Source organism: Mesorhizobium sp. M0563, assembly GCF_040321065.1.
GTDB lineage: Bacteria > Pseudomonadota > Alphaproteobacteria > Rhizobiales > Rhizobiaceae > Mesorhizobium.
Genome location: NZ_JAMYQV010000025.1, coordinates 67,973 through 85,303 on the forward strand (window position 1 = coordinate 67,973; position 17,331 = coordinate 85,303).

The 17,331-nt window shown below is 62.7% G+C and carries 16 protein-coding genes; 4 read left to right on the forward strand and 12 right to left on the reverse strand.

Annotated elements, in window-relative coordinates; all coding sequences use genetic code 11:
- Positions 1 to 32 precede the first annotated feature (32 nt).
- Positions 33 to 2,171: a putative bifunctional diguanylate cyclase/phosphodiesterase gene (locus NKI50_RS26065; RefSeq protein ID WP_352718015.1), complete on the forward strand. Its 2,139-nt coding sequence runs from the start codon at positions 33 to 35 to the stop codon at positions 2,169 to 2,171.
- A gap of 91 nt (positions 2,172 to 2,262) precedes the next feature.
- Here the strand turns inward: NKI50_RS26065 and NKI50_RS26070 are convergent, their stop codons facing one another.
- From NKI50_RS26070 to NKI50_RS26115, 10 genes are all read right to left on the reverse strand, one after another.
- Entirely contained in the window at positions 2,263 to 2,535 is a 273-nt protein-coding gene (locus NKI50_RS26070) for a DUF3303 domain-containing protein (RefSeq protein ID WP_023719871.1), read from the reverse strand.
- Positions 2,536 to 2,557: 22 nt separating this feature from the next.
- A complete protein-coding gene (locus NKI50_RS26075; protein WP_023719872.1) occupies positions 2,558 to 4,021 on the reverse strand; it encodes a RimK family ATP-grasp domain-containing protein in 1,464 nt (487 codons plus the stop codon).
- Positions 4,018 to 5,124 carry a peptidase C39 family protein gene (locus tag NKI50_RS26080; RefSeq protein ID WP_352718017.1) on the reverse strand — a complete coding sequence of 369 codons (1,107 nt, stop codon included), beginning with the start codon at positions 5,122 to 5,124 and terminating at the stop codon, positions 4,018 to 4,020. Before NKI50_RS26080 ends, NKI50_RS26075 begins: the two co-directional genes overlap by 4 nt.
- A gap of 208 nt (positions 5,125 to 5,332) precedes the next feature.
- Positions 5,333 to 6,127, reverse strand: coding sequence for an anti-sigma factor family protein (locus NKI50_RS26085; protein ID WP_352548974.1), 795 nt, complete (start codon positions 6,125 to 6,127; stop codon positions 5,333 to 5,335).
- Positions 6,124 to 6,642, reverse strand: a complete 519-nt coding sequence (locus tag NKI50_RS26090) for a sigma-70 family RNA polymerase sigma factor (RefSeq protein ID WP_023719875.1) — start codon at positions 6,640 to 6,642, stop codon at positions 6,124 to 6,126. Before NKI50_RS26090 ends, NKI50_RS26085 begins: the two co-directional genes overlap by 4 nt.
- Positions 6,643 to 6,795: 153 nt before the next feature.
- Positions 6,796 to 9,519 carry a DUF2339 domain-containing protein gene (locus tag NKI50_RS26095; protein WP_023719876.1) on the reverse strand — a complete coding sequence of 908 codons (2,724 nt, stop codon included), beginning with the start codon at positions 9,517 to 9,519 and terminating at the stop codon, positions 6,796 to 6,798.
- Between the two features lie 84 nt (positions 9,520 to 9,603).
- Positions 9,604 to 9,780 carry a PaaI family thioesterase gene (locus NKI50_RS26100; protein ID WP_023719877.1) on the reverse strand — a complete coding sequence of 59 codons (177 nt, stop codon included), beginning with the start codon at positions 9,778 to 9,780 and terminating at the stop codon, positions 9,604 to 9,606.
- A gap of 52 nt (positions 9,781 to 9,832) precedes the next feature.
- Positions 9,833 to 10,609, reverse strand: a complete 777-nt coding sequence (gene recO / locus NKI50_RS26105) for a DNA repair protein RecO (protein ID WP_023719878.1) — start codon at positions 10,607 to 10,609, stop codon at positions 9,833 to 9,835.
- A gap of 116 nt (positions 10,610 to 10,725) precedes the next feature.
- Complete coding sequence (locus tag NKI50_RS26110; protein ID WP_023719879.1) at positions 10,726 to 11,814, reverse strand: porin; 1,089 nt, start codon at positions 11,812 to 11,814, stop codon at positions 10,726 to 10,728.
- A gap of 362 nt (positions 11,815 to 12,176) precedes the next feature.
- The gene (locus NKI50_RS26115) at positions 12,177 to 12,881 is read right to left on the reverse strand and encodes an antitoxin Xre/MbcA/ParS-like domain-containing protein (protein ID WP_352494848.1); all 705 of its coding nucleotides are present in this window, start codon (positions 12,879 to 12,881) and stop codon (positions 12,177 to 12,179) included.
- 348 nt (positions 12,882 to 13,229) lie between these two features.
- Here NKI50_RS26115 and NKI50_RS26120 point away from each other — a divergent pair, with 348 nt between their 5' ends.
- The 3 genes from NKI50_RS26120 (at position 13,230) to NKI50_RS26130 (ending at position 15,634) form a co-directional block, all read left to right on the forward strand.
- Complete coding sequence (locus NKI50_RS26120; protein ID WP_023719880.1) at positions 13,230 to 14,033, forward strand: CPBP family intramembrane glutamic endopeptidase; 804 nt, start codon at positions 13,230 to 13,232, stop codon at positions 14,031 to 14,033.
- A gap of 105 nt (positions 14,034 to 14,138) precedes the next feature.
- Positions 14,139 to 15,275 carry a winged helix-turn-helix domain-containing protein gene (locus NKI50_RS26125; protein WP_352718021.1) on the forward strand — a complete coding sequence of 379 codons (1,137 nt, stop codon included), beginning with the start codon at positions 14,139 to 14,141 and terminating at the stop codon, positions 15,273 to 15,275.
- The gene (locus tag NKI50_RS26130) at positions 15,260 to 15,634 is read left to right on the forward strand and encodes a hypothetical protein (protein WP_352639524.1); all 375 of its coding nucleotides are present in this window, start codon (positions 15,260 to 15,262) and stop codon (positions 15,632 to 15,634) included. The genes NKI50_RS26125 and NKI50_RS26130 overlap by 16 nt, the downstream gene beginning before the upstream one ends.
- A 48-nt stretch (positions 15,635 to 15,682) precedes the next feature.
- Here the strand turns inward: NKI50_RS26130 and era are convergent, their stop codons facing one another.
- Complete coding sequence (era, locus tag NKI50_RS26135) at positions 15,683 to 16,609, reverse strand: GTPase Era (protein WP_023719882.1); 927 nt, start codon at positions 16,607 to 16,609, stop codon at positions 15,683 to 15,685.
- Positions 16,606 to 17,331, reverse strand: coding sequence for a ribonuclease III (gene rnc, locus NKI50_RS26140; protein ID WP_031194250.1), 726 nt, complete (start codon positions 17,329 to 17,331; stop codon positions 16,606 to 16,608). The genes era and rnc overlap by 4 nt, the downstream gene beginning before the upstream one ends.

Here is a 17,331-nt window from a genome sequence, read left to right on the forward strand (position 1 = left end):
CCGTGGTTAACCACGGTCCATAGGCGCGCTACATGCCCGTTGCCGGTATCAAGGCAGGTTCGCCCGTCCGCCGACGACGGGTCAAAGGCGTTGGTCTGCCGCAACGGATTGAAGACGAGCTGCGCGAACAGAACGAGCGTTTTTCGGCAGCGGTCGAGAACATGTCGCATGGCCTGTGCATGTTCGATGCCGATGAACGGATGATCATCTGCAATAGGAACTACATCAGTATCTTTCGCCTCGACGCCGAAGTGGTACGGCCCGGCATCCGGTTTTTCGACATCCTCCAGCACAGCGTGGACATCGGCATCGCCTCGCAAAGCGCTGAGCAACTCTATGCCATTCGCAAGCCCTATATCGACCAGGCAAAACCTTCCACCTATGAGGAAACGCTTGCAGACGGGCGTGTCGTCAACATTTCGCACCGGCCGCTGGCGTCGGGCGGTTGGGTATCGATCTACGAGGATATCACCGAGCAACGGCGCGCCGAGCAGGAGTTGAAGGAGCAGCACCGCCGTTTCGACGCGGCACTTGCCAACATGTCGCAAGGACTTTTGATGTACGACGCGGACGGCAAGCTGATCGTGCGCAACGAACGTTTTCTGGAACTTTACCATGTCAGGCCGGCCGACCTCCCGCTTGGCATGAGCCACCGTGATGCCTTTAAGCGGCTGCTGGAACTGGGCATTTACACAAAGCTCGACCCCGACAGCGAAATTTCGCAAATCGAAGCCTGCCTGCGGGCGGGCAAAACACACGTAACGCATCGCCATCTTGCCGATGGCAGAACGCTGCTGGTTGCACGCCGGCCGATGAGCGGCGGCGGCTGGGTCGCGACATTCGACGACGTGACCGAGCGCAGGCGCGTGGAAGAGCGCATGACCCACCTTGCGCATCACGACACACTGACCAACCTGCCCAATCGCTCGATGCTTCGCGAACGGCTCGACCAAGCCCTTAGCGAGACGAAAGACGGATCGCTGGCGATATTCTCGCTCGACCTCGATCACTTCAAGGCGGTCAACGATACTTGGGGCCACCCTTCCGGCGACTGGCTGCTGAAATGCGTGGCCGAACGGCTGCAACGGTGCCTGCGCAATGAAACGGACGTTGTCGCTCGCTTCGGCGGCGACGAATTCGTCATAATCCAGTTCAATCTCAAAAGCCCGGGCGATGCGGAAAAACTGGCCAAACGCATCGTCGAGATCATCGGAAAGCCGTTTCGCGACAAGCGACACGACATGCGCGTCGGCATCAGTGTTGGCATCGCGCTGTTTCCGAATGACGGCAAGGACACCGACACTTTGCTGAAAAACGCCGATATGGCGCTCTATCGGGCAAAGAGCGAAGGGCGCAACCTCTACCGTTTCTTCGAACCAGCCATGGATGCGATGGTGCGCGCGCGCCGGGCGCTCGAAATCGATCTCAGGGCGGCGTTGTCGCGCCGGGAATTCGAGCTGGATTTCCAGCCGATCATGAACATCGCCTCCGGCGAAATCGTCGGTGCCGAAGCCTTGATGCGCTGGCGTTCGCCAGTGCGCGGCCTGGTGCGTCCGGACGACTTCATTCCGGCCGCCGAGGAGACCGGGCTGATCGTGCCGCTTGGAGAATGGGCGCTGCGGAAAGCCTGCACGACCGCGGCAGGCTGGGCGCCTTTGCGCATCGCAGTCAATGTCTCCGCCGTGCAGATCAAAAGCGGCACCTTTGCCCGCAGCGTCATCTCGGCGCTGGCGTTCTCGGGCGTGCCGGCCAACCGGCTTGAACTGGAAATCACCGAAACGGTGCTGATGGACGAGAGCGATCTGGTGCTCAAGACACTGAGGCAGCTGCGCGATCTGGGTGTCCGCATAGCGCTGGACGATTTCGGCACCGGCTATTCCTCGCTCGGCTACCTCAGGCGCTTTCCCGTCGACAAGATCAAGATCGATCGCTCTTTCACCCGTGACATCGACAGTCGCGATACCGCGGCGATCGTGCGCACCATCATCGGGCTTGGCGCACAGCTGGGCATCACCGTCACCGCCGAGGGTGTCGAGACCGAAGCGCAGCTTGAATTCCTGCAAAAGGAGGGCTGCGTCGAGGCCCAGGGCTATTTGATCGGCGTGCCATCGAAAGCGTCGGACATCAACCGGCTGCTGAAGTCGAACGCGACGATCAGGCAATCCGGCTAAGTGCGACAGCCGGGCGAGCCAGTCATCGGCTCAGCCTGGACATCTGCCATCAATACAATGTCTGGATATACCTCGTCGAAGCGCGCGCAGGTCAGAGATGTCCGCTCAACGCCTCCACCATATCCTTGTTCGTCGCCACGGGAACGATCTCGAATTCGACCAGATCCGCCCATTCGATGACCCACCGCTGCAGGAGTGTGACGTCATCGGCCTCCACCAGCAGGAAGCAGCGGCTCATATCCGCTGCGATCCAGCTGTGGTGCACGAGCAGCGCGTCCGGCTTCAGGCGGCCCTGGTCGCGGAAACGGCGGTAGATCTCCTTACGGTCGCAGCCGCGAAAATCCTCGGTTACGAAGAACAGCATCTTTTTCCCCTCAATTCGGATGTCATCGGCCCGGCCGGTCCAATCGCTCCAGGAACCACTGCGTCAGCCGCACCCAGACCTCGTCTTTTTCGCCGGAGTCTTCCCAGCCGTGGTCGAGGTTGGGGTTATCGTTGACCTCGATGACGAAGACGCCGTCCCTGGTCTCCTTGAGGTCGACTCCGTAGAGGCCGTCGCCGATGCAGCGCGCCGCGCTCACCGCCGTCTCGACGACATGGGCCGGCGCTTCCTTCAGGGTGAAGGTCTTGATGCCGCCCTGGTCGGGCTTGCCGTTGGCCTTATGATTGACGATCTGCCAATGCTTCTTGGCCATCAGATAATGGACGGCAAACAAGGGTTGGCCGCCGAGGACACCGACGCGCCAATCATATTCCGTCGGAATGAATTTTTGCGCGATCAGGAGGTCGGAATCCTCCAGCCATTCGGTTGCGAGCGTCTTTAACTCTTCGAAGGTGCCGCATTTCTTGACGCCGCGCGAAAACGAGGAGTCCGGGATCTTCAGCACCAGGGGGAAGCCCAGCGTCTGCGCCGCAACTTCCAGATCCGAGATGCCGGCTATCATCACCGTCGGCGGCACCGGTACCTTGTTGTAGGTCATCAGCTCGTTGAGATAGACCTTGTTGGTGCAGCGGATCATCGACAGCGGATCGTCGATGACCGGCATGCCTTCCTGCTGGGCGCGGCGGGCAAAGCGGTAGGTGTGGTTGGAGATCGAGGTGGTCTCGCGGATGAACAGCGCGTCGTAGTTGGCGAGCTTGGCCAGATCCCGCTTGGTGATCGGCTCGATTTCGACGCCCATCTTTTCAGCGATCTTGGCCCAGTGGCGCAGCGACGAAATCTCCGACGGCGGCAGTTCCTCATGCGGATCGACCAGCGTGGCGAAAGTGTAGCGCGCCGGCGTGCGGCCCTTGGTGTCGCGCCACTCGCGGTTGGTGTAGGTCTCCAGGCACTGGAGAAAGTGCGTTTCCTCGTCCTCGGTCATCCTGGCCAGGGGATGGAAGCCAATTTTGCGGATCGAGGCCCATTCGGCGCTGTCCCTGATGTGGACCTCGAGCGCCGGGGCACGAAACCAGTCGAACAGCAGCTTGGCGAAGCGGTCCCAGATCCTGGACGGTCCTATGCCGAAGAAAATGCAGACCTTCTGCGGGAAAGCGCCGCCCAAATCCTTGCGGCACTTGTTGAGTGCGAGTTCGAGTTCCGGCAACGCATGCTCATAGAGCTTGCGCTCCGACAGGTCGATCATCGTTTCGACCGTCGGGATGACCTTGTGGCCGCGCGAACCGGCGAGCAGCGAGGCGTAATACCCGCGGCTCTGGTAGCCGTAATTGTTCGATAGGTTGATGACCTTCGGCCGCTGCCCGCGAAACAGTGCCGGATGGGCAAGGTAGTCGCGATTGGTGATAATCTTGTGCGGCGTCGCCACCTGGTCGAGATCGTTCTGCCGGCCGGTAAGGATGACCCAGGTCATTGGCTGTCGCGCTTTCCGAGAGTGATGGCGGCGCGCAATCCGTCGCGGCCGAATTGCGCCATGTTCATGAAGATGCCGTAAGGCACGGGAATGTTGGCAGCATCGAGGATCGTCTCCTGCCGCTCGTCCTCGACCCAGGGGTCGTGGATCAGGATATGATCGCCATCGTCACCAATGGCCAATACCCAGTGCGGAACCTTCTTGCCGAACATCAGGAAGCCGCTGATCAGGACCAGTACCAGTTTTCCCTCTGCGATCGCGGTGCGAATGTCGTCAAGCCCGAATGAACGGTAATTCACCGGGATGCCGTAAAGTTCCGCGCGGCGGCGAAAGTCGACCTGCGCCAGCTCCATCACCCGGCGCTTGTCTTCGCTGCGCACCGACTGCAGGAAAAGCGCGCCATAGAAGGACACATAGATCTCAGCAGCAAGCCCGCTCTCATAGCCGGCGACGGCCAGCCCGAACGGCTCGCAGCCGCCGGGGCCGGACATCATGAAAACGGTCGTCGCCTCACGCCACAGCCGGATTTCCATCACCGGGTCCGGCACGAAGCCGGGGCCGAAGTAAGCCATCGCCATCATCAGGCAGCATGGTCCGCAAGTGAATTCGCAAGTCTGCTGATAAAACGACACTTCGGTGGCGACCGGAATGTCGCCACGCAAGGTCTTTTCATAGCGCAGCGCCGTGGCGCCATCCTCGTAATAGTCCGGTTCGCGGCCGATCTTGCGGTAGCCGCTCCGCTCGTAGATCTGGATCGCGCGCGGGTTGTCCTCGCGGACTTCCAAACGAAGCATCATGCGGCCGTGCTCGAAAGCAGCGGTCTCGGCCTCTTCCAGCAGAAGGCGGCCAACGCCACGGCCGCCGAAAAATGGACCGACGGCGATCGAATAGAGCCGCGCGACGCCGCTGCCCTTGCGAAACAGCACGACTGCATAGCCGGCGACGCGGCCATCGCTTTCGCCAACCAGCAGTTCGGCGGTGTCGCGTTCGATCAGTTGGCGAAAGGAACGGCGAGAAATGCGGTCGCTCGAGAAAACAGCTTTTTCGATGGCGGCGAGGTCATCGACGTCGGACGCGCGGGCCTTGCGAATCTCGGCAGGCATGCGGGCTCAGAAAACCTCGATTGGGTTGTGGAAACGACCCTAGTCTAAACATCGGTCACACCAGCCGAAGTGCCAGCATTAAGCAAGCGCTATCGCACCTCGATTAGGGCCGAATTGTGACAGTTTTGACAGCAGGCAGGTCGCGCAAAGGCTTTGAGCGACCTCCGTGTTTCGGCATCGGCGCGGCTCCGGAAAAATGAGATCCTGCTCAGCTTTGCAAGGCCGCCAGAAGCTGGCCATAGGCGCTCTTGGCCACCGCGGCCAGCCGCTCGCGCGGCAGCGAGCCGACGACGGCGCAGCCATAACCCTTGTCCAGCCAGTAGATAGCCGCAGGACCATCTTCTTCCGACCCATAGGTGCCCTTGGCCTTGGCAGCCGATTCGGCGGTGACGAAGAGCGAAATGCGCGCGCCCTTGTCGTCCTCGTAAAGCAGCATCGCGGCCTTGCCCTGGCCGGCAGGCAGCAGCCGGCCACCGACCAGTTGGAATCCCTGCGCTGCCAGATCCGGCGCGACGAGCTTCAAACCCACCTGGTTCGACAACCAGCTCTGCAAATGATCCTTGTCGCTTGCCGGCACTTCCACCGCATGCCGCTTTTCGGCGGCATAGATGACGTGGGCGGCGATCGCTTCTTCGGCAAGCTGGTCCTCGGCCGTATTTTCCAGGCCGAGGCCGCCGATGCCGGCAAGATAGCCGCCAGCACCGCCAATCACCAGCATGGCGGCAGCGGCGACCGCAAGCCACCAACGCGAGCGCGACGGCGCCGCTCTGACCACCGACGCCTCGCCAAGCACCACCTTGTTCAGCCGCACCGGTACGGGTTCGTCCAGCACGCCGTTAAAGGCTGCGCGCAATGCTGCCCGGTCGGCGGCGTAGCGTGCACTCTTGGCCTTCATCTCGGCATTGGCCTCGAGCCATGCCTCATAGGCCGTCCGCTCGTCGCCCGGCAACTCGCCATCGAGAGCCATGTGGATGTCGCGTTCGGAGAAATCGCGCCGGCTCATTTCTCGACGATCCTTATCGAGCGGCGGCGCGCGGTATCATCCAGCAGCGCGCGCAGTTCCTCACGCCCGCGCGCGATGCGGGACATCAAGGTGCCGGCAGGAACCCCAAGGATGTTGGCGGCTTCGGCATAGGAAAACCCTTCGATGGCGACCATCACAAGTGCCGCGCGCCGGTCAGGGCTGATCGCCTGCAGCGCGTCGACGATCTCGCGCGAGGCGATGCTCTCGACCTGCTCGGCGGGTGCTGCCTGCGCCTCGCTTGCCTCGAGCGGCAGCATCGCCGCCTCGCCGCGCCGGTTCACCTTGCGCATCTGGTCGATGAACAAATGATGCATGATCGTAAACAGCCACCTCCTGGGGCTTTCTCCTGTCTGCCAATTGTCGAGCCGCACAAGCGCCCGCTCGAGACAATCCTGGACGAGATCGTCGGCGGAATCGCGGTCGCGCAACAGCGAGCGTGCATAGCGGCGCAAACGCGGTATTTCACCAAGGATTGCTGCCTTCTTTTCGTCCATGACCGCTGGTTCTGGAGCCCCTGTCCGTGGTGATTGAACGCGCCTTTGCGGCGCGGCGCAAGCGGCCAGCGCGAAGCGGTCCGCCGCCCCGGTCACCCAAGCAACTGAATAACGCTGCCGATGCCAGCTTTATTCCCGGCCAAATTGAAATCGTCAGCTATTGCTCGTCTCGAGCTTTTCTTTCGCCGCCCTTGTCAGCAGCCGCTGATAAAACAAGCCGATGCCGATGAGCACCGCGCCGAGGCCGATGAAGGACAGCGCCCGCAACACGCCTTCCAGCTCCGACATATCGAAGACGAAGACCTTGAGCACGGCGACCGCGATCAGCGCCGCAGACGCTATGCGCAGCACCTGCGACTTCAGCCAGACACCGGCGGTGAGCAGCACCACGCCGATGGCCAACCAGAGCGCCGAATAGGTATAGGTCTCGACCTGGCCGAGGCCGCTCCACAGGCCGATGAACTCGCCCTTGAACAGCCTCCTGACCGACAGCGTGGCATAGACGAAGGCGAGCACCGCCGCCACAACCGCAAGCATGGCCGCATACCATTTCGGCCGCTTGTCGCGGGTATAGAGCGCCAGTGCGCCTGTCGCGACTGCCGGCAACAGATAGGCGAGGAACAGAAGGTTGAACACCGGAATGCCGCCGGTCGATTCATCCGTCAGCAGCGGGTTCAGCACCACAAAATGCCGGATGACGATGAAGGCGACCGAGAGCACCCCAGCAGCCATCGAGCCGTAACGTAGCACCGAGCTTGGCGAGCGCATGTCGATCGCGACCAGGATTGCACCGGCGCCGATGGCGATCAGCGTATAGATCGCCTGTTCGGCAAGTGTCATCGAGCCGCTGTCGATGACGCCACCATGCATGGCATGACGCACCAGCATGGCAACGGCGAGCAGAGCAAACAGCGCGGCGCCGGCCTCCATGGCGAGGCGCGGCCGGCCATTGGTTGTGCGGGCGAGTTGCCAGGCGGCAAAGCCGAAGGCGAGCGCCGGCACGCCATATCCGAGCAGCAGCCAGTTAAATACCGGTGTTTTCGACAGGAACTCGGCACCGACGATGGTCGGGTCGAAGGCGGCACGGCCGAGCACTGCGATCACCGCACCGACCGAAATCCAGCCAAGCACCGGATAGCTGCGCCAGCGCGTCGCCAGCGCCGGCACAACGGCGGCTGCTCCGAGCAGGATGGTTGTCCAGCCGGAACCAAAGGCCATATGCAACATCAGCAGGCCGGCAATCGCCGCGCCGGCGAGCGCGAAGGAGACGGCAGCGCCGCCGGTCAGCGGCGGCGCTTCGCCGCGCGCTATCCATTCGCCGCCGGCGACGAAGATCCCGACCAAAACGGCCGCTGCGGCCGCATAAGCAAGGTCACGGTCGAGATTGCCGAAGGTGAACCAGAGCGCCAGCAGGATGACCAGTGGCGCGACAGCGCTCCATGCCGCCCATGTGGCGGCGCGCAGCCAGCCAGGAGCCGCAAAACGGCGCGCTGCCCAAAAGCCGGCGCCGATGAAGACCAGGCCCAGCGCGATGCCGATCCTGAGCATCAAGGCATCAGACGCCGCAACCGGCACGCCATCGACACCGAGAGCGCCGCCCGAAAAATCGGCGGCGACCGTGGTCGGCGGAATGATGCCGAGATAGACCAGCACCGTCGCCAGCCCGGCGGCGTGCAGCAGTGCAAGCGCTCGCGGACGGTAGAGCGCTACCGCCACCAGGGCTACGATAAGGGCCGCGCCCTGCAGGGCATCGCCGGCGGCGGCAAAGACCGGATCGACGAACAGGGCCAGCGCTGAAAGAGCGTCGAAGAACCCCGGCGCGATCGACGGCCAGTCGAAGCCGGTGCCGGCGACCGCTTCGCTGCGACGGCCAAGCCACACGAAGGCGAGCACGGCCAGTGTCACCACGTCGATAAAGAGGATGACGGAAAGGTTCGTCCCCGGCGCTTCGGTCATGTAGAAGATGGTCCAGATGCCGGTGGCGACGAAGGCTGCGGCCATCAAGAGCCTCCAGTCGCGGATGCGGGCAATGACGCCGGTGGCGGCGAGCACGATCGCCAGATAGCCAAACAGCGCCCACGGATTGGGCGCCTGCGAGGCGACGAGTAGCGGCGTCACCATGGCGCCGAGCAGGCCTACGCCGGCCAGCGCCTGACCGTGGACCAGGCTTGCCGCGATCGTCGCCACCCCGATGGCGCCGAGCAGCGTGAAAGCGAGCGCCGGGCCGATGAAACCGTAAATGCTGTACGCGGCGTAGACGGTGCCGAAGAGGATGAAAGCGCCGGCCGCCGTCAGGATCGCCGGGATATAGGCACCGGCGGCACCTTGCACCGGCACCCTGAAGCCGGTGCGCCGGATGAACTCGCCGCCGGCGACCAGCACCAGCCCAAGTGCCGCCGCCATGGCAAGCCGCACGCGTGGCCCGAAAATGCCGGCCTCAATGGTGTAGCGGATCAGGAACAGGCCGCCCAGCGCCAACGCGATGCCACCAACCCATACCGCCCAGCGGGTACCGAGCGCCGTTTCGACGTCGGATTGGCGGGCGGCTTTCGCCGCTGCCGCCGGTTGCGCCGGCTCGGGTGCGGACGGCGCCGCGGTATCGGCTTCTGCCTCTGTGGCTGATGCGACCGCTGCGGTCTCGGCCCCTGGCGATGCGGCCATGTCGGCTGCCGCCGCCGGCGGGATTGCGCCATCCGCCGGTTTGCTGTCGTTTGCAGCCGGTTCCTTGGCTTGCGGCGGCAGGACAGGCGCGCCCGAAAGCACGAGGCTGCGCAACGCGCCAAGCTCGCGCTCGATCAGGCCGATACGGCGCTGCTGGCGTGAAATGATGACGAACAGCGCGATGATGGCGACGAGGCCAATCAGGCTTTCAAACATGGCGGTTCCCCCAAACCAGGCCAGTCGTCACTGACATTCAATGTTCAGTGACATTCAAATGCGGCGGCCAGACGGCCGGTCCATTCAACGTGCCGCCAGATTGGCCGCCGGAAAGATCGAGCACGTTTCGGTGCCGAAAGCCAGCAGCTTGCCATTGGCATCCTTCAGCGCCGCTTCCGAAACCGCCAGCGTGCGGCCCTTGTGCACCACTTTGCCCTCGCACACCACCTCGCCGGTCCCTGGTGTGATCGGCCGCGTCAAATAATGTCGAGGCCAAGCGGCGAAACCCGGCCGGGGTAGAGTTCCACTTCGCTCACCTGATGGCTTCGCCGACGGCGGTTTCCCCGGCGATTGCCTTGCCGCCCGCATAATGCTTGCGCAAGGCGGCGAGGAAGCCGGCGCGGGCGCCGGGTGGTTCGATACCGCGCGGCTCGTAGACATGGCGGGTCAAAAAGAAGCCGGTCAACCGGAAGGCGTCGTCGATCGCCGCCGGATCGGCGCGCAGGCCCGAACCGCGCTGCAGGAAGGCAGGCAGCGCCAGCATCTTGTCGCGCCACGGCGCGCCCGCCGCCCGCGACACGGCGCGGCCGGATTTCGGCGAGACGTAGGCAAGATCCTGCCTGGTGCCGGTCGCCGCACACTGGCTGAGATCGAGGCCGAAACCGAGTTCGTCGAGAACCAGCAGCTCGAAGCGGGCCACCAGCTCGCCGGCGGCATCGGCATCGTCGAGATGGGCGATCATGACCGCGAGCGTCTCATAGAGACCGCGATGGGCATCGCGCTCGGGCAGAAGACGCAAATGCGCGGCCATCGTCTGCAAGCCGTAAACGGCAACGGCGCTGTCCATCAGCCGGGCGGCGTTCATTTCGATGGCCTCGGCCTGGAAGGTGCCGAGATGTTCGTCGAGCCGCGCCCGCCACAACAGGTCGACGCGGTTGCCGGGCTGCAAGACCGGCTGCTGCTTGCGCGAACGGCCGCCGCGCACGAGACCGAGATGGCGGCCATGCGCACGTGTCATCACCTCGAGAATGGCGCTGGTTTCGCCATGCTTGCGGGTGCCGAGAATGATTCCCTCGTCGCGCCATTCCATGACCAGAGCTTGTCACCGGTTCGATGGCGAAATCAAGATGAGCGACTTATCCGCCGCCAAACCAAAACGGCCCGTAGCGTATCGCTACGGGCCGTTTTTGCGAGATCGTCGTTTGATCAGAACGAGCGCTGGAAGCGGAAGATGCCGCCGATTGCGTCGGCATCGTCGGCATCGAAATTGTCGTAATAATCGACTTCGGCGGTGATCGTGTAACCAGGAACGATGGTGTAGGCGACGTTGGCCGCAACGGCGAAGTCTTTGTCGTCGGTATAGGAGACCTGGGCGTTCAAAGAGGTCTTCTTGTTGACGGCATAGCTGCCGCCGCCCCAGACGGCAAAGTTGCCAGTCCACGGCTTGTAGAAGTTCTTTGCGACGTTGTCGTCGCTGCCGTAGCCCGCCATCACGAACAGGGTCAGGTCAGTAATCGGCTTGACGTCGAGGCGAGCTTTGCCGGCCCATTCTTCCGACGTGCTGTTATAGGCGCCGACGGCGGTGATCGCACCCCAGTCACCCTTGTATTTCACGCCGCCGACGACAAACGGAACGTAGCTGTCGATCGACTGGTCAGCGCCGGAGCCTGTTTCGACCGAGGCGACTGCCGTAAAGCCGTTACCGCCGTCGAAATAGTAACTGATCAGGTTGGTGTCCTTGGTGCCGTACGGGATGATGGTGTCCTGGACGACGTTGCCGGCGTAGCCGATGAACGAATCATAGACAGTTTCATCCTTGCCGACGCGGGAACCTCCAAGCTGGATCCAGGCGAAGTTCAGGGTAACCGCCTTGTTGTCCTGCACGCTGAAATCAACACCGCTCACGGTGTGTTTGGTATTGCCGAAGTTGAAACGGGTCTCGGTGTAGGTCTTCAACGTGCCGAGCTCGGTTTCCTGGCCGGTCCACGTCTTCAAATTGAAGCGGGCATTCTTGTTCCAGGTCTGCTGTTCGTCACCGTCCATAAGGTCGTGGGTCGTCGCGCCGTCGAAAACGCGGCCACCGTCGCCGAAGCTGGCGTCATAGCGGACATAGCCGCCGATGCGCAGGCAGGTTTCGGTGCCGGGGATATAGAAGTAGCCGGCGCCGTAGACGTCGCAGATCTTGACGTATTCAGCGGGTTCCGGCTCGGCGACCACAACAGCGTCGGCGGCGCGCGCGCCGGAGACCGCGACGAATGCCGCGGCTGAGCCGAGAAGAAGGCTCTTGATATTCATTTTCTGACCTCTCCAGTCAAAGTTAAAAATGGCTTTGGATTCATGGGTTGAACGGCTGAACGCCTCACCCACGTCGAAAAAGGCGCGCACCGCACCCCCTCTTCAGGCGGCGAACATACTCATCCGCATTCCAGTCTCAATGACGATTCCAAAAATAATCAATGTTTGTATAACAGAAGAAATCCATGTTGCACAAATATCACTTCATATTTTCTTCACGTTTGCTCCCGGCACAAACGAGACATTGTCACAATTGTACGAAACTATACTTATTCCATTAGCCGGCAAACCGGTCATAGTCCGGTTGACATTCCTTTTACGTGTTATTTTTTGGAATAGACTTCTAACGTTGGCGGCGAAAATCAAGCCAACTTCGCCATCGCTGCGTTCTGTGCGGCAAGAACGACTTCCGCCACCAGATCCTGTTTGAGCATTTCAATGGGAATACGTCCGGCAAGGCCGGGCGCGGGGCCGACCAGCCACGACCAGGCACGCCGCGGATCGGGCATCGCGGATAACACTTCGTTGATACCCGGAGCCGGCCTGCCGTCGACGAACTGCGCCAGAGGAAATACATGTTTGCGGCCACCGGTGCGCAACGCAACGACCGTGCCGCTCCGCTGCCAGCGATGCAGGGTCGAGCGCGATATGCCGAGATTTTCCTGCAGGAAGGTCGACCCGGCGACCCGACCGGCCCAGTCCTCGACCCGCATCGCGTCGAGGTCGCCCGTTCCGGCCAGGGGTTGGATGTCTGCCCCTTGGCCTTCGTGCGCCGTCGACAGAGGCGTCCGGGTACGGCGTTCCGTCGCTTCGGCCGCCAATATCCGCACGAACCGCGACGCCATGCCGGGCAATCTTTCCTGCATGGTGTCGATCGCCCTGATGTCGGTCGGCGCAAGCAGGGCGACGGCGGCGGCAACGGCCCCGGCGACCCTGCCCGCTGCGACGACCGCATCGCTGTTCGTCACCTTGCCTTGCCGCGCCAGCACGCGCTCGATCTCAACAGCGACGGCGTTTGCAAACTCGATCTGACGGATGGGGTCGATGCGATTCCAAGTCCCGGTCATGTCCTAATCTGGCTGTTTGCCCGCCTGTTCCGGTTTGCTCGGAAGCGGGTCTTTCGCACAGCCTATAGGCAGGGTGTATGACGGAGAGACGACAAACGGGAACCACGCACGGTCGCAGTGTCGGCAGGTGCTCCAGCCGATCTAACTGACCGATTTTGCATGGAATATCGGAAATTTCTCAGAACCCGCTCAGGATTTCGGGTCGCGCCGGTGCCAATAAGAAACGGGTCGACCGACGTGGTCCACGCATAGCCTCCCGGAATGATTCGGCCGGCTGTAAAAAATGCAAGTCGACCGATTGGGCAGCCCGGCGACCTCTCATTGTCATCTGCCCGTGAGAGGACTGACATGACTTCGTTCCTGCACCTGGTGCGGCAGCATCAGTTGGCTGCCTTCTTTTCGTTGGCGCTTGCCCTGAGCTGGTTTGCCTTCATCCCGTTCTACCTGTCGAATGGCGATAGCATTCCCTGGTTTACCTTCGGCCCGATGGTCTCCGGATTCGTTGTCGCAGCCCTTTCCGGAGGCTGGGCTTCGGTCAAGGCCATTCTCGCTTCCGTGGTGAAGTGGCGGGTATCTCCGCTGTGGTATCTGGTGGCATTCGGCCTGCCATTCGGCACGCAGCTTGCCTCGATCCTGGTCAATCCGCTGTTCGGCTCGGCGACGCCGGTCTGGAGCAACATTCCTGCTGTCACTGAGATACTGCCGATCATCGCGCTGTATGCGGTCTTCAGCGGCCCGCTTGGCGAAGAGCCGGGATGGCGCGGCTTTGCGACACCGCGGCTGATGGCCAGCCATTCAGCGCTGGCCGGAAGCCTGATCCTCGGCGCGATCTGGGCAATCTGGCATTTTCCGCTCGGCCTGGTCGGCGATCTCAGCGTCTACGGCACGATCAACGTCGTGCTGGCGGCAGTGGTGTTCACCTGGCTCTATCAGAACACCGGCAGTGTGCTTCTCGCCATTCTCATGCATGTCACCCATCAGAACAGCGTGCGCTTCCTGGGCAAGGTGTTCATCGACGCCGACCATGTGCAGCAGCAATGGATCGGTGTTGCGATCTGGGCGGTGGCTGCCGTCGCCATCGTTGTCTTCTACGGTACCGAAAGCTTCGTCCGCAGGTCGGCAACGCAGCCCACCCTCGCTGGCACCGTCTAATTTGCGGCGCCCAAATCAAAAGCCGCTTTCGGCGGCGACAGACCTTGACCCAGCCCTCCAGCCGTAGGCCAATAAAGGCACGGCTTCAGGGAGCGGGCCGTCTCGATGGCGGGTTCGGCCACTGACCAGGTTTTTCAGTTTGGCGGTTTCACGCTCGATCTGGGCAAAGGTACGCTCGGCCGGGCCGAACAGCCGGCCTTCCTGCGGCCGAAAGCCTACGCATTGCTGACGCATCTCGCCCGCCATATCGGCCGTGTGGTGCCGAAGTCGGAACTGATGGATGCGGTCTGGCCGGGTGTTTTCGTCACCGAGGATTCGCTGACGCAGTTGATTCGCGAGATCCGCAAGGTGCTCGGCGAGGAAACTATACGGACCGTATCGAAGCGCGGCTACATGCTGATCCCTGAAATCGAACCGGTGCCCGAACCCGGCGCACAGCCGATCGTGGCGGTGCTCAGGTTCCGCAATGACAGCGCCGATCCGGCCGACGAAGCGATCGTCGACGGTATTGCCGAAGACATTATCAACGGCCTCGCCCGCTTCGACACGCTGACGGTCCTGGCGCGCAATTCGAGCTTCTCGTTTGCCTCATATTCGCCCAGTGAATGGCCTGTCGTGCGTTCGCGCATCGGCGCCGATTATCTCATCGAGGGTTCGGTGCGCCGGCACGCAGACAGCATCGTCTGTGCGGTCAATCTCGTTGACGCAGCCAGCGCTTCCCAGCTCTGGGGGGATCGCCACCAGGCCGATTACGCCGGGCTGTCCGCCATCCAGCAGGAGATCGTCGAAAAGATCGTCGGCCGGCTGGTGGTTCGGGTGAACAATGCCGGCCTGCAACGTGCCTCGCGGCAGCCGGTAGCCAGCCTCGCCGCCCATGAACTGGTGCTGCGCGGCGTCGCTTTGCTGCGCGATCCGGCGCAAAGCGAACTGAAAGAAGCGGCAGCGTTTTTCGAAGCGGCGATCGTCAGAGACCCGGCCTATGGCCTCGCTTACACCTATCTGGCGCTGTCGCATGTGCTTAACAGCGAATTCGGACCCACCAGCGACGCCGTTCTGACGAAGGCCCGCGACCTGGCCGACCGGGGCATCGCATTGTCGCCGGACCAGGCAACGGCACACCGCATCCAGTCGCTGGTACGGCTCAATATGCGTGAGCACGAGGCGGCCGAGCATCACTTGCGCATCGCGCTCGAGCTCAATCGGGCGACGCGGACTGTATCGAGCAGATGGGGCATCTGTTGACGATGCGCTGCCGGCCGCTCGACGCGCTCGCCTGGCTGGCACGCGCCATCCGCATCAACCCGCTGGACCCTCATTGGTATCAGTACGATCGCGCGCTCGCGCTATACATGCTGGGCGAATACCGCACGGCTGCCGAGGCGCTGGAGCTGGCGACGCGACCGAGGCCATGGATCCGCACCCGGCTTGCCGCCTGTTACGCTCAGCTGGGCGAGATGCAGGCGGCAAGGCGCCAGGCTGCGCTGATCAGCGCCGACGGCTCCAATCTCTCGCCGCTCGACTATGCAAGAACGGGCATCCCCTTCGAAAACGCCTCCGATGCCGAACATCTTGCCGACGGCGTGTCGCTGGCACTTGGGTAATCCTGAGGCGGCGGCCAACAGGCCGCTCGGCGGATCGCCCAAACAGGCTCAGTGCGGAAATTCGAGCCCCATTTCACGGTAGCGCTCGGGATCGTCGCCCCAGTTCTCGCGCACTTTGACGAACAGGAAGAGGTGCACCTTCTGCTCGAGTATGCCTGATATTTCCATGCGCGCGGCCTGGCCGATGGCGCGGATCGTCTCGCCCTTATGACCGAGCACGATCTTCTTCTGGCTGTCGCGCTCGACATAGATGGTCTGGTCGATGCGCACCGAGCCGTCCTTCTTCTCTTCCCATTTCTCGGTCTCGATGTGGGAGGAATAGGGCAGTTCCTGATGCAGCCTGAGATAGAGCTTTTCGCGGGTGATCTCGGCCGCGAGTTGGCGCATCGGCAGGTCAGAGATCTGGTCTTCCGGGTAGTACCAAGGTCCGGCCGGCAAGGTCTCGGCGAGATAGTCGAGCAGGTCCTTGCAGCCGGACCCGGTCAGCGCCGAAACCATGAAGGTGCGCTTGAACGGCACCCTTTCGTTGGCTGCCGCCGACAATGCCAGCAACGTCTCGTGCTTGACCCGATCGACCTTGTTGAGGATCAACACCATCGGCTGCCGGACATCCTTCAGCCGCTCGAGGATGGCGTCGGCATCGCCCCGGATGCCGCGCTCGGCATCGATCAAGAGCAGCACGATATCGGCGTCCTTGGCACCGCCCCAGGCTGTGGTCACCATCGCGGTGTCCAGCCGGCGCTTCGGCTTGAATATGCCCGGCGTGTCGACGAAGACGATCTGCGCGTTGTTGTGGGTGGCAATGCCGCGCACGATGGCGCGCGTGGTCTGCACCTTGTGCGTCACGATCGATACCTTGGCGCCGACCAATTGGTTGACCAGCGTCGATTTCCCGGCATTGGGCGCGCCGATCAGCGCGACGAAGCCGGAGCGGGTAGCGGGAGCTTCTGTTGCCGGAGCTTCGGTGGCGGTCATGCGGCACTCCCTTGATTGAGCCAGACGCCTTCCCGCTGCAGAAGTGCCGCGGCTGCCGCCTGCTCTGCCTCGCGCTTGGAGCGCCCGCTGCCGGTCGCTGGCGGATAGGCGCCGACCTTGACGCTGACGGTGAACAGCGGATCGTGGTCCGGTCCCTCGCGGCTGTCGATTATGTAAACCGGCACCGCGCCTGCCGCCTGATGCGCCCATTCCTGAAGTTCGGTCTTCGCATCGCGGCGGGCGGCGTCGATGGCTTGTGAGCGCGGTTGCCAGTACCTGTGGATGAAGGCACGGGCCGCTTCCAACCCGCCGTCGAGATAGAGCACGGCGATGAGCGATTCCAGTGCGTCGGCGCGCAGATTGACGCGCTTGCGCCCATCGAGGCCGCGTACGTCCGAACCGGCGCGAATGAGTTCCGGCAGGCCGATCTCCTCGGCGATTTCCGCCAGGGCCTCGGCGTTGACCAGGGCGTTCAATCTGAGCGACAGCTCACCCTCGGCAGCGTCGGGAAATGCCGCCAGCAGCATATCGGCAACGACAAGGCCGAGAACGCGGTCGCCCAGGAATTCGAAGCGTTCGTAGTCGATGCCGGCATGACTGCCGCGAGCGCTGGCATGGGTCAGCGCCCGCTGCAGGCGTTGGTGGTCGCCAAAACTGTGGCCGGTGCGCTCCTTGAGCGCCTCGGCGAGCGCATCGGCGGTCAGCCGTTTTGTCGCCGCCAT